The 12454-nt window shown below is 56.9% G+C and carries 10 protein-coding genes and 1 riboswitch; of the genes, 7 read left to right on the top strand and 3 right to left on the bottom strand.

The annotated features are described in order from the left end of the window. Positions 1-3 precede the first annotated feature (3 nt). Together KQI10_RS07270 and KQI10_RS07265 are read left to right on the top strand one after the other, a co-directional pair. On the top strand, positions 4-852 hold the full coding sequence (locus KQI10_RS07270) for a YgcG family protein (RefSeq protein WP_216566743.1): 849 nt from the start codon (positions 4-6) through the stop codon (positions 850-852). A 111-nt stretch (positions 853-963) separates the two neighbouring features. Continuing rightward, on the top strand, positions 964-2337 hold the full coding sequence (locus KQI10_RS07265) for an MATE family efflux transporter (RefSeq protein ID WP_216566742.1): 1374 nt from the start codon (positions 964-966) through the stop codon (positions 2335-2337). Between the two features lie 79 nt (positions 2338-2416). Here KQI10_RS07265 and KQI10_RS07260 read toward each other — a convergent pair whose 3' ends face one another. After that, entirely contained in the window at positions 2417-4468 is a 2052-nt protein-coding gene (locus tag KQI10_RS07260; protein WP_216566741.1) for a hypothetical protein, read from the bottom strand. 17 nt (positions 4469-4485) lie between these two features. After that, positions 4486-5295 carry a 23S rRNA (guanosine(2251)-2'-O)-methyltransferase RlmB gene (gene rlmB, locus KQI10_RS07255; RefSeq protein ID WP_216566740.1) on the bottom strand — a complete coding sequence of 270 codons (810 nt, stop codon included), beginning with the start codon at positions 5293-5295 and terminating at the stop codon, positions 4486-4488. A 215-nt stretch (positions 5296-5510) separates the two neighbouring features. On the opposite strand from rlmB, the gene ftsH reads away from it, so the two are divergent. The 4 genes from ftsH (at position 5511) to KQI10_RS07235 (ending at position 9998) form a co-directional block, all read left to right on the top strand. Further along, positions 5511-7412 (top strand): ATP-dependent zinc metalloprotease FtsH, encoded by a 1902-nt coding sequence (ftsH, locus tag KQI10_RS07250; protein WP_216566739.1) that lies wholly within the window; start codon positions 5511-5513, stop codon positions 7410-7412. A gap of 22 nt (positions 7413-7434) precedes the next feature. Beyond that, positions 7435-9159, top strand: coding sequence for a leucine-rich repeat protein (locus tag KQI10_RS07245; protein WP_216566738.1), 1725 nt, complete (start codon positions 7435-7437; stop codon positions 9157-9159). 153 nt (positions 9160-9312) lie between these two features. Continuing rightward, positions 9313-9648: a TM2 domain-containing protein gene (locus KQI10_RS11705; protein WP_253285196.1), complete on the top strand. Its 336-nt coding sequence runs from the start codon at positions 9313-9315 to the stop codon at positions 9646-9648. Beyond that, positions 9645-9998, top strand: a complete 354-nt coding sequence (locus KQI10_RS07235) for a DUF2752 domain-containing protein (protein WP_216566737.1) — start codon at positions 9645-9647, stop codon at positions 9996-9998. Before KQI10_RS11705 ends, KQI10_RS07235 begins: the two co-directional genes overlap by 4 nt. An 83-nt stretch (positions 9999-10081) precedes the next feature. Here KQI10_RS07235 and metK read toward each other — a convergent pair whose 3' ends face one another. Next, positions 10082-11227: a methionine adenosyltransferase gene (metK, locus tag KQI10_RS07230; RefSeq protein WP_216566736.1), complete on the bottom strand. Its 1146-nt coding sequence runs from the start codon at positions 11225-11227 to the stop codon at positions 10082-10084. 122 nt (positions 11228-11349) lie between these two features. Further along, positions 11350-11440, bottom strand: a riboswitch (SAM riboswitch). Between the two features lie 146 nt (positions 11441-11586). Between metK and KQI10_RS07225 the strand changes: the two genes are divergently transcribed. Further along, the gene (locus KQI10_RS07225; RefSeq protein ID WP_253285195.1) at positions 11587-12444 is read left to right on the top strand and encodes a rhomboid family intramembrane serine protease; all 858 of its coding nucleotides are present in this window, start codon (positions 11587-11589) and stop codon (positions 12442-12444) included. Positions 12445-12454 lie beyond the last annotated feature (10 nt).

Genomic DNA, 12454 nt, shown 5'->3' with positions numbered 1-12454 from the left:
GCTATGCAATTCAAACGTATTTTTGGGCTGGCACTGGCGGCCATGCTGTTTTTCCTGCTGCCTGTGACGGCTTTTGCAACCCAGGACGATTCAAGTGCTCAGCTGGCCTATGTGACGGACACTGCCAACCTCCTGACAGACGATCAGCAAATGGCGCTGGAAACCCGGGCAGAGGAACTGAGCAGGGAATACGAGTTCAGCATTTACATCATTGCCGTCACGAACTATAGGAATTACTCCCATGAAACGGATTTCTGGGATGCCAATGTGGACATTTACAAGACCTATGATCTGGGCTGGGGCAGTGACAAGGCCGGTGCTTCCTTGATGGTCAGCACGGACGAGCGGGATTTCTGTCTGCATTTCAACTCTGATCGGGCGGACTACGTTTTTTCCGAGGCAGGCCGGGATGCCATTGAGGACCGGATCATCTCCTATCTCCGGGAAAACGACTATTACGGCGCGTTCAACGAGTATCTGAATGCCTGCCAGGAGTACCTGGAGGCAGCGGCCAACGGTACGCCTGTCGCGGCGGGGCAGGGGAGCCGGAATGACGCACAGCAGAAGCGGGGCTTCTCGCTCCTGTTCTTCCTGCCGGGCATTTTTCTGGCGGGAGTGACCGCTGTGGTACTGGCAGCACCCATGCGTTCCGCTGGGGTCAAGAGCCAGGCGGATGACTACACCGTGCCCGGTTCCATGCGCCTGACCCGGCAGTCAGACCACTTCCTGCGCCGCACCGTTTCCAGACGGCCCAGACAGACAGAGAACCGTCCGTCCCAGGGCGGCGGAGGCGGCAGCTTCACCACCAGCCATTCCTCCGGAAGCCATTCCGGCAGGACCGGGAAATATTGACATAAAGGGCGCCTGCGGGCGCTCTTTTTTCGTAAGACCGGGGCTTTACATTTCCCATTTTCGGATGTATAATACCGCGGTATATTGTTATTTTGGAGGAAAGTTGAAAACATGAAGAGTAAAGAACGGGATATGCTCCGGGGCTCCCTGGTCTGGCCGCTGGTGACCTATGCCATCCCTATTATGCTGACCAGTGTGCTGCAGCTGCTGTTCAACGCGGCGGATCTGATTGTAGTGGGCAGGTTCTGCGGCAGCATTTCCGTGGCGGCAGTGGGCGCTACCGGCGCCATTACGAATCTGATTATCAATCTCTTTATCGGCCTGTCCGTAGGCGCGGGTGTGGCGGTTGCCCATGGCATCGGCAGCCGGGAAGCGGATACGGTGTTCCGCACCGTCCATACGGCCATCCCCACGGCGGCAATCAGCGGCATTTTTCTGACCATCTTCGGCGTAACCTTCTCCGCGGGGATCCTGGAGGCCATGTCCACTCCGGAGGATGTGCTGCCTCTGGCCCAGAAGTATATGCAAATCTATTTTCTGGGCATTACCTTCAACCTCGTCTATAACTTCTGCGCCTCCATGGTCCGGGCGGCGGGCGACACCCAGACGCCGCTGATCATTCTGACTGCCGCGGGCATTCTGAATGTGATCCTGAACATCGTATTTGTCAAGGGCTGCGGCATGAATGTGGACGGCGTGGCCTGGGCGACGATCATTTCTCAGGGCCTGTCCTCCATTGCCATCCTCTATGTTATGACCAGACGGACGGATATGTGCCGCCTGCATCTGGGCAAGCTCCATATCTATAAGGCGCCGCTGCTGAAAATGCTCCGCATCGGAATCCCCGCGGGCATCCAAAGCTCCATGTTTTCCGCTTCCAATGTGGTGATTCAGTCCGCCGTCAATTCCTTCGGCGCCATTGCCGTTTCCGGCAATGCGGCAGTTTCCAATCTGGAGGGCTTCGCCTACGTTATTGAGAACTCCTTCCACCAGACGGCGGTCAACTATGTGGGCCAGAACAGCGCCGCGGGACGATTTGACCGGGTGAAGAAGATCTCCGGCCTGTGCATCCTCTATGCGGTTATCGCCGGTATCATTACAGGTGTGGGGATGAATTTGTTCGCCCGTCCGCTGCTGTCGCTGTATATTACCGATTCTGAAGAGGCTATTTCCATCGGTGTTGCCCGCATGGCTATCACTGTGCTGCCTTATTTCCTGTTCGGTATGCAGGATGTGGTGACCGGTATCCTACGGGGCATGGGCGCATCCTTCCTGTCCATGATCATTACGGTGCTTGGCATCTGCGGTATCCGCATTCTGTGGATTTACACCATTTTCCGCATCCCCGCCTACCACACCCAGCAGTGCCTGTACATCTCCTACCCGCTTTCCTGGGTGCTGACCTTTATCGTCCAGATGATCGCCTTTATAGTTGTGTTCCATAAATGCGAGACCAGGGCGAAGCGGACAGTGATCGAAGATTAATTGACAATTGGTAATTGTAATCCTACGGGACGAATAAATGTTAACAGCCGCGGTTCGTGTGAACCGCGGCTGTTAAATTTTATACGGTTCTCGCCCACTCCGTTACCAGCAGGCCGGGGACCATCCAGACCAGCTGGTAAAGAAGCACCCTTGTGGGGGTCAGGATCTCCACGCTGCCCTGGAAGGCCAGCGCGAACATAATGAGCATTCCAACAACGCCGCCCAGAATGTGGATGACAAGTCCCAAATTGCAGGCGTGCTTCAGGGCGTTGGCCCCGGTGACGGGGTAGACCAGGCTCACCAGCTCGTCTCTGGTGGACAGAGCCAGCACCTTGTCGTCAGGGCTTGGCTGCCGCTTGGAGAGAATCTCCCGGGTCTCCCGATCGGGGAAGATCATCCGGCGGGTGTTGATGGAGAATTTGCTGTGCAGGAATTCACCCGTCAGCATGAAGTCTTTGGTGAGCATCACGCTCTGGAGCTTCCGGTAGCCGCTGAGGGAGGTAAGACCGGCGCTGGTGGAGCGCATTTTGGCATAGGAAATGGCGACCACGGCGCACAGCTCCCCGTTGACGGCCATATATACGGCCTGGGCCACAGTAGTACCGTGAGGGATTTCAACGTCCATGCTCTGCAGGAAGTCCAGGCTTCCCAACAGAACCGCCTCGCCCCGAATGATGCCGCCGACGCCGCCAACACCGTAGTCCCGGAATTCGGACACAGGATATTCGCTTCCGCCCCGGTTTTTCAGCATATTCCGGAACAGGGGCACCAGTCCGCCGCCGGCCTCGCTAATCAGGGAGGAGGCATAGGAGAGAATCTGCTCCGGCTCCCGGTCGCCATAGAATTTGACGCCGTTGAGTTTGGTAGAGCCAACGGGGAACAGGTCTTCATCTGTCAGGGGGAAGCAGGCTTTCCCCTGCAATCCGCTGACGCCCTGCCAGCCGCAGAACACGGAGCCCACCATATGAAGCCGACGCTCCAGTATGGCGGTGGGCCGGGTCAGTGCCACAAAGAAGCTTGCGGGCACCGCCGCGAACAGGGAAATGGAGAACACCTGGAAGGCCAGACTCATGTTGAATTTCATTCCTGCCAGGACGGCCAGACCGATGCAGACCGCCAGGCTCAGCAGGCAGTAGACGCTTTGGATTTTTTCAGGGGTGCCTGCCTTTGTATAGGTGCTTGTGAAATCGTCCACATCGCCCTCACCCCGCAGAAATGCGGGCTTCCCGTCAAGGTAGTCCGCTTCCTTGACGATGCCGCGCAGGCGGGTGGCCTTGCGGAGGGTATCCAGCTGGGAAATCTCTGTAGACCGACGGTGATACCGGGCGAACAGGGCGAAGGTCATTTGCAGTGCGAAACCGGAGCAGCAGGGAACCCGAAGCTCCTGCAGGCAATTGCAGGCGTCGATGCAGCAGGCAATCAGGGTGATCGTCAAAAAGGTATTGATGGTAAAACGGCCATGGAACAGTTCTCCCAGACCGTCCAGAATCTGGTGGCAGCCCAGAAGGGCAGAGAGAAGCATGGCCAGCACCTGGGTGAAGATGACAAACCGCAGCCGGTTTTCCGGCACCATATCCATGGAGAACATGGTTGTGGAGCCGACGCAGAAAGCAACGATCAGCAGATTCAGCACGATGGCAATCTGCAGTTTGAAAACACCCTGATCGGACAGCTCATAGTACCGCTTTTCGGGACCGGCGATGAGTTTTCGCTTTAATTCCCGCAGATTTTCCCGGATAGGGATGGGTTCCTGAGCGGGAGGTTCTTCCGATTTTGGGGCTTCCTGGGCGGATTCAAAGCGAATGGTCTCCCCACCGAGATCAGGCTCTTCGGAAGCGGACGACCCGGAGACCTCTTCGGAAATGGTGAAGACTCTGGTCTCAGAAAGCGGCTGCTCCTCGGCAGCGGGCTCATCCAGATCGCCCAGCAGCTGGGAAAGCTCCTGGGCAAAGGCCTCGTCGCTTTCACCCGCGCTTTCCGCGGGTTCCTCCGGGCCTGCGGCCATTTCGGAATCGTCTTCCGGAGTCTCGGAAGATTCCGGCTCCGTATGAAATTCGTTCAGAATGGCGTCCAGGTCAAATTCCTGGGTCTCATCCAATTCTTCCGGGTCAAAGATATCCTGGTTATCCATAGTGATCCTCCGAGTGTTTAGCCGAGACGCTGGCGTACTGCCTCATACAATAGAATAGACGCGGCGGCAGAGGCATTCAGCGAGCTGATGCGTCCCTTCATGGGGACAGAGACGATGACATCGCAGTTCTTCCGAACCAACTGGCTCATGCCCACGCCCTCGTTGCCAATGACAACGGCGGAAGGCCCCTTCAGATCTGCCTGATACATGGGGATGGCTCCCTCGGCGGCGGTGCCGAAAATCCAGACGCCTTTTTCCTTCAGCTCCTGCATGGCGGCGCTGATATTGGTGACCCTGGCTACCTTCATATATTCCATGGCGCCCGCGGAAGCTTTCGCGACCGTGGCGGTCAGGCCCACGCTGCGGCGCTTGGGAATGATGACGCCGTGTGCTCCGGCACACTCAGCGGAGCGGAGAATGGCACCCAGGTTATGGGGGTCGGACAGCTCGTCGCAGATGACGATCAGGGGCGCTTCGCCCCGGCTGGCGGCCTCCTCCAGAATGTCATCGGTGGTGTAGTAGTCGTGGGCAGCTGCCAGCGCGATCACGCCCTGATGGGACCGGGTGAAGGACATGGCGTCCAGCTTCCGGCGGTCTACGGGGACGATGACGGCCCCGGCATCCTTGGCCTGGGCAGCCAGCCGCTGCAGATTTTTATCCGTATCGCCGGAGGCAATAAAGAGTTTATCAATGGTGCGGCCGCTTTTCAGAGCCTCGGCAATGGCGTTGCGGCCTTCCAGCTGGCCCTCGGTTTCTTCCGCGGGGACGGGGGCCTCCGGGCGGGGCTGGCGGCGGTAGCCGCGGTCTTTTCTATCCTTATCGTACATATCGGATCATCTCCATAATCTTTCGAGAAATCAAAAAACAATATTCTGTATTATAGCAGATTCCGGACGGATTCACAACTCTTATTTTTAACTGCCATGGGAAAAAACAAGGGTATTCACAGAAAATTTACCGCAAAAGGGGAATCATTCGTTGCGCCCGGTGTAAAAATGTGATATGATACCCTGTAAGAAAGCCCTGAGGAGGCATGTGTCGCATGAGTTATGATGAAGAAAAAGACGGACCCAACGGGAAAAAGCCCGGTGGGAACAACCCCAAAAAGAATTTCTGGACCCCGCTGATTATTGCGCTGGCCCTGGTTTTGCTGTTCGGATGGATCTACAACCTGGTTTCTGACAGCCAGTATACGGAAACGACCTACGCGGACTTCTACACCGCCCTGGAGAACCATCAGCTGGCGGAGGTTCAGCGGCGGGGCAGCAGAATCTATTATCTGACCAAGGAAGAGGCTGCCAAGCCTGCCACCCAGCAGAAGGCCTGTTATACCGGCATGCCCAGCGGCGATTGGCTGAGCATGTATAACGAACTGGTCGCCCAGGGGGTGACATCCGATTGGCAGGTCCAGGAAGACAACTCCTTGATCCTGACCATCCTGTACTACTGTGTCACCTTTGCGCTGCTGTTCGTATTCATGCGCACCATTACCAAGCGCATGGGCGGCGACGGCATGATGGGCGGTTTCGGCAAGAGCAAGGCCAAGGTTTACATGGAAAAGCAGACCGGCATTACCTTTAAGGATGTGGCCGGTCAGGACGAGGCAAAGGAATCTCTGAAGGAGATCATCGACTTCCTCCACAATCCCCAGAAATACGCGGAGATCGGCGCACGGCTGCCCAAGGGGGCCCTGCTGGTCGGCTCTCCCGGTACCGGCAAGACCCTGCTTGCCAAGGCTGTGGCGGGGGAGGCGGATGTGCCTTTCTTCTCCATTTCCGGCTCTGATTTTGTGGAGATGTTTGTCGGCATGGGCGCAAGCCGTGTCCGTGACCTGTTCCAGCAGGCGGCGAAGGTCGCCCCCTGCATCATTTTTATTGATGAGATCGACGCCGTGGGCCGTGCCCGTGACAACCGCTACGGCAACAACTCCGAGCAGGAGCAGACATTGAACCAGCTGCTCAGCGAGATCGACGGCTTTGAGCCCTCCAAGGGCATTGTGTGTCTGGCTGCCACAAACCGCCCCGAAATTCTGGATAAGGCCCTGCTGCGGCCCGGCCGGTTTGACCGCCGGATCATTGTGGACCGGCCCAACTACCAGGGCCGCCTGGATACTTTGAAGGTCCATACCCGGAAGATCAAGCTTGCGGAGGATGTGGATCTGAAGAAGATTGCTCAGGCCACCGCCGGCGCCGTTGGCGCGGACCTGGCGAATCTGGTTAATGAGGCTGCCCTTCGGGCGGTGCGTATGGGCCGGAAGGCCGTGAATCAGGAGGACTTGCTGGTGTCCTTTGAGACGGTCATTGCCGGTTCCGAAAAGAAGAACACCGTGCTGACCGAGACGGAAAAGCGTCTGGTCGCCTACCATGAGGTGGGCCATGCCCTGGTTTCCGCATTGGAAAAGCACGCCCAGCCTGTTTCCAAGATCACCATTGTGCCCCACACCTCCGGCGCGCTGGGCTATACCATGTACCTGCCGGAGGAAGAGAAATTCCTCTCCACCCGTGAAGAGTTGGAAGTGGAGCTGAAGAGTCTGGTTGGCGGCCGCGCCGCTGAGCAGCTGGTCTTCAGCGCGCAGACCACCGGCGCTGCCAACGATCTGCAGCGGGCTACTTCTCTTGCGCGGAACATGGTCAGCCAGTACGGCATGAGCAAGGAGCTGGGGCTGATGACAACTGCCACCGTACAGAACAGCTATCTGGATGGCCAGGCCTATATGGACTGCTCTCAGGATACGGCGGCGCAGGTGGACAGGGAGGTTCAGAAGCTGCTGGACGGCGCGTTTGCCGATGCTATCAGAATTCTGAAGGATAACCGCAGCCTGCTGGATGAGATTTCCGAGTATCTGCTGGTTAAGGAGACCATCACCGGTGAAGAGCTGATGGCCTATGTGAACGCGGCTCAGGAGCCGAAGCGGGAGCTTCCCGCTTCCGAGGAGAACGCTTAAGTAAGAAAGCGGTGTTTTCAAAATGAAAAAAGTGCTGTGCCTTTTGCTGTGCTTCCTGCTGGCGGTGCCCATGGCCGCCGGTGCGGAGAGTACCCAGAGCGTCAGCTGGTCCTTGGAAGGAAACGTACTGAGTATTTCCGGCGAGGGCGTCATGTCCTTTTCGGAGCCCTTCCCATGGGCGGATGAGCAGGACAGTATTACGACCCTGCGTGTCGGTGAGGGGATCACGGAGATCCAGACGGATGCCTTTCGGGATTTCTCCGCCCTGCAGTATCTGGCACTACCCAAGACCCTGCGCTATATTGGCGCAGGTGCGTTTGAAAACTGCCCCGGCCTGCGCTGGGTCAGTCTCCCCAATGGCCTCATCGGTATCGGAGAACGGGCCTTCGCGGACTGCGCAAAACTGGCTCCGGTCTACGTGCCGGATAGCGTGGCGTGGGTAGGGGACCGGGCTTTTGATATTACGGCAATCATCAATTGCTACGCGAATTCCGCTGTCCAGGACTATATTGAGGACAACGGCGGTACATACCGGCAGACCGGCGCCCATGCTCTGGCCTCCGCAAAAGGAACCTGGGGTGAGAAGGGCAAATGGACACTGGAAGAGGGCGAGCTGACCCTGACGGGTACCGGCGCCGTTTCCACAGAGACGGACGGCCGCTATGCCTGGGATGCGTACCGGGGCGATATCCAGACGGTGGTTTTGAATGAGGGCATTACGGCTTTGGATGCTGGTGCGTTCACGCTTTGCAGAAAGCTGACCCAGGTTTCGTTCCCCAAGACCATAGAGACGGTCGAAGCGGATTCCCTCCAGGGGGAGCCGGTGTTTTTGGGTTATTCCGGCACAGCCGCGGAGACCTTCGCAAAGGACAACGATTTGAGCTTTACCGCTCTGGATGGGGAGAACGCCGATGAACCGGCGCAGGAGACGGAAACCACGGAACCGGAAGCGGAGACCGAGCCCACTGAGACGGCGGAGAAAGCCGCGGCAGAGCAGACAGTTCCCGCGACTGTACCCATCCAGACGGATGTGTCGGCCGAATCGACAGAAGCGACAGAGACATCCGTGCCTGAGGAGACCACAGAGGCGACGGAAGAGACTGCCCATGAGGAAACGGACCAGCCGGAGGAGACAGAACCTGCGGAAGTCTCCGCGGCATCCGAGGAAACCGCAAAGCTGACCGTGGACACCGTTACGGCCCAACCGGGGCAGACGGTGACGCTTACCCTCACTCTCTCCGGAAATCCGGGGATTACGGGCCTTTACTTTGGCTTTGACTATGACAAGAATCTTCTGACGCTGGAGGATTACAGCAGCTCCAACGAGGATTTTGCGCAGCACGACTGGACGGTGGGCATCGGCCAGGGAGAAAAGGCCCTGTGGCTCCAGCCGGATGAAACAAAGGCAGAGGGCGCAATCCTGTCCCTGACCTTCCGGGTTTCCCAGAATGCGGGGATTGGGGAGATCCCGGTGGCGCTGACGGAAGTTTCCGCTGTAGATGCCCGGGCGGATGAAGTAGAGATCACCGGCATTTCCGGCGGCATCACCGTGAGCCTGGGACTTGCGGGAGACGTGAACGGAGATGGGGAGGTCACCAACGCGGATCTGATCCGCCTGCGCCGTTACCTCTCCGGTCAAAGCGTCTCCGCCGAAACCGGCAATGCCGACCTGAACGGCGACGGCAAGGTGAATCTGAAAGACCTGATGCTGCTGCAGTTGCTGCTGACAGGACAGTCAAACAAGTAAAAATCAGGGCCAGGCGTTTTCGCCTGGCCTTCTTGCGGGACAAAAAAAGGAAAAAGCTTGAATTTGTCGATAGAGTGTGGTATTATATGACGGCCTATAGGAAACAACAGACCTATAGACACAATTTTCTTCACTATTGGGAGGCAAAGAGAGATGGATCAGACAAGAGTTGATATGTACATCATGGCAAACCAGAAGTATTTCCCCGCTGAAAAGATGGTTTATCTGAAGGAGCGTCTGGCTTCTTTGGACGAGAGTAAGTTCGCGCTGCTCTCTACCATTGAGATGAAGGATCCCACCACGCTGCTGCTGGTTTCCATTTTCCTGGGCAGTTTGGGAATTGACCGTTTTATGATTGGTGACACCGGTATGGGTATTCTGAAGCTGCTGACTGGCGGCTGCTGCGGTATCCTGACGATTATTGACTGGTTTACCATTTCCGGTAAGACCAAGGAGCTGAACTTCAATAAGGTTATGGGCCTCCTGTGAGCCAACTCTCGGTGCTGAGAAAGCACTTGGCGCTGTTGGCGCTGATTGCAGGCACTCTGTGGCTATTTACATCGCTGGGGGTCGGATGTCCCATTCTATGGCTGACCGGTTTTCCTTGCCCGACATGCGGGACAACGCGCGCTCTGCTGGCGCTGCTGCGGCTGGATTTTCACGGCTATCTATTCTATCAGCCTTTTGCGGCGCCTTTGATTGCGGCGGTAGTGCTGTGCATTCATGGCAGACTGTTGGTTGGTCCATGGAAATGTGCTGCCGCTGTGTGTTCGGGTGTGATTCTTTGTGCTAATACGTTGCGGTATGTTTCACTCCTTTTCCTGCTAGTCGGTGCTTGAGTTTTGCTTTGCAGTCAGTGGGACGACAATTACAGAAAATGCGCAGTCACAGAGTCATTTGTGACTGCGCATTTTGTGAATTATCAGATCCCGGCCAGCTCCCGCAGTTTGGGGGCGATATCGGTCTGTTCCCAGCTCTTGTCGCCTACGCCGAAGTGGCCCTTGGCGGCGGTGGAGGCGTAGATGGGTCTGCGCAGATCCAGCTTGCGGATGATGCCCGCAGGGGTCAGATCGCAGGTCTTGCGCAGCAGCTCGGTCATAGTCTCATCGGAGACCTTTCCGGTGCCGTAGCTGTCCACCCGGACGGAAACAGGCTCTGCCACACCGATGGCGTAGGCCAGCTGGACCTGCACCTGCTCAGCAAGACCGGCAGCGACCAGGTTCTTGGCCATGTAGCGGGCCATGTAGGCGGCGCTGCGATCCACCTTAGTGGGATCTTTGCCGGAGAAAGCGCCGCCGCCGTGGGAGAAGTAGCCGCCGTAGGTGTCCACAATGATCTTCCGGCCGGTCAGACCGGTATCACCGTTGGGACCGCCGATGACAAAATGGCCGGTGGGATTGATGAAGATATGGGGCACGGTGTTTACGTCAAAGCCGTACTGGGCGAGAACGGGGGCGATGACATTCTCCCGGATGTAGGCCCGCAGGGCATCCATCCGGAAGTCAGCGCTGTGCATGATGGAGACAACGACGGTGTCCACGCCTACGACCTTGCCGTCCTCATCGAATTCCACGGTGACCTGGGTCTTTCCATCGGGCCGCAGCAGATCGTTCTCGTGGACGCACTCGGTGAGCTTGTTGCACAGGGCGCGGCTCAGGGCAGCGGGCAGGGGCATCAGCTCAGGGGTCTGGGTGCAGGCACCGCCGAACATCATGCCCTGGTCGCCTGCGCCGCCAACCTCGTCATTGGTGCCAAGCGCGATATCGGCGGACTGGGTGTGGATGCGGCACTGAATCTCTACGGTGTCGGCGTCAAAGCCGTCCCCTTCGTGGGTATAGCCGATGGCCCGGATGGCCTCCCGGGCGACAGCCTTGTAGTCCACATTTGCCTTGGTGGTGATCTCACCGCAGATCAGGCAAAAATCCGTGGTGACCATGGTCTCGCAGGCCACACGGGAGCCGGGGTCCTGGGCCAGGCAGGCATCCAGAATGGCATCGGAAATCGAGTCGGCAACCTTGTCGGGGTGGCCATTGGTAACACATTCAGAGGTAAAGAGTCTTTTTTCCATTTTTTGTTCCTTTCTAGTCTGGCTATACGAATATGAACACATGAGGCCGGAAAAGAATGTTTTCTGGCCGAACAAAGAAAAACCGCACACCGAAGATTCGATGCGCGTTGAAATGAATCGAATCCTCATCTTTCGTTGCCGCCGGATTTAGCACCTTGATAAACAGGTTGCCGGGTTTCATCGGGCCGTTCCCTCCACCACTCTTGATAAGGCTACATATGCAGTTTTCTGTATTCTACAGAATCCCCCTGAAAATGTCAAGCCCTTTGGAAACAAATCGGCAAAATTAACATTTCTTTCATAGACAAAACGGGGCAATGCTGGTAGAATAAACGCAAACATTGAAGGAGTTGACCCCATTGAAAAACCTGCGCCGTAATTTTGAACGGTACTGCTTTGCCAACCGGAATAAGGGCATCCCGAATCTGATGCTCTATGTCTCCCTGGGCAATGCCGTTGTCTACCTGATCAGTGCCCTGGCGGGGAATTACCTGCTTTACAATCTGCTTTGCTTCAACCGTACAGCCATCCTGCACGGGCAGATCTGGCGGCTCGTCACCTACCCGCTGACCCTTCTGAACAGCAACATCTTTTTTATGCTCATTTCCCTGCTGTGCTACTATTCTCTTGGAACCGCCATGGAGCGGCAGTGGGGCACGCTGAAATTCAACATTTTCTATTTCACCGGCGTGGTGCTGATGGATGTATACGGCATGCTCTTCAACTGCCAGGCGGATGTGTACTATCTGAACATGAGCCTGTTCCTGGGCTACGCCACGCTGTACCCTCAGGCGCAGTTCCTGCTGTTCTTCATTATCCCCATCAAGGCCTGGGCCTTTGCGCTGTTTGATCTGGTGGTCATTTTCGCGGGCCTGTTCCATACGCCATTCACCGCGGCGAATCTGTTCCCGCTGGTGGCTCTGGGTAACTACTTCCTGTTCTTCGGCAAGGATGTACTGAATGTGGTGCCCCTTTCCTGGCAGAACAAGCTGCGCCGGCTTTTCCACAAGGCCCCCAAGCAGCAGCCGAAGATCATTCATTTCCATGTGACCGAGCAGCCCAAGAAGGCGGAAACCCCTGCCTACACCCACAAATGCACCGTCTGCGGCAGGACAGACGTATCCAACCCGGAGCTGGAATTCCGGTACTGCTCCAAGTGCAGCGGCTACTATTGCTATTGCAGCGACCATATCAACAACCATACCCATATTCAGTAAAAGGGGCGTG

The organism is Pseudoflavonifractor sp. MSJ-30 (assembly GCF_018918045.1).
In the GTDB taxonomy this organism is placed as follows: Bacteria; Bacillota; Clostridia; order Oscillospirales; family Oscillospiraceae; genus Faecousia.
The sequence above is the reverse complement of the archived record's forward strand: the minus strand, read 5'-3'. Positions and strand labels throughout refer to the sequence as shown.

Coding starts and splice junctions, on each gene's coding strand:
- ftsH (WP_216566739.1), top strand. CDS start 5,511: ATGAGTTATGATGAAGAAAAAGACGGACCCAACGGGAAAAAGCCCGGT.
- KQI10_RS07260 (WP_216566741.1), bottom strand. CDS start 4,468: ATGGATAACCAGGATATCTTTGACCCGGAAGAATTGGATGAGACCCAG.
- KQI10_RS07245 (WP_216566738.1), top strand. CDS start 7,435: ATGAAAAAAGTGCTGTGCCTTTTGCTGTGCTTCCTGCTGGCGGTGCCC.
- KQI10_RS07270 (WP_216566743.1), top strand. CDS start 4: ATGCAATTCAAACGTATTTTTGGGCTGGCACTGGCGGCCATGCTGTTT.
- KQI10_RS07265 (WP_216566742.1), top strand. CDS start 964: ATGAAGAGTAAAGAACGGGATATGCTCCGGGGCTCCCTGGTCTGGCCG.
- rlmB (WP_216566740.1), bottom strand. CDS start 5,295: ATGTACGATAAGGATAGAAAAGACCGCGGCTACCGCCGCCAGCCCCGC.
- KQI10_RS11705 (WP_253285196.1), top strand. CDS start 9,313: ATGGATCAGACAAGAGTTGATATGTACATCATGGCAAACCAGAAGTAT.
- metK (WP_216566736.1), bottom strand. CDS start 11,227: ATGGAAAAAAGACTCTTTACCTCTGAATGTGTTACCAATGGCCACCCC.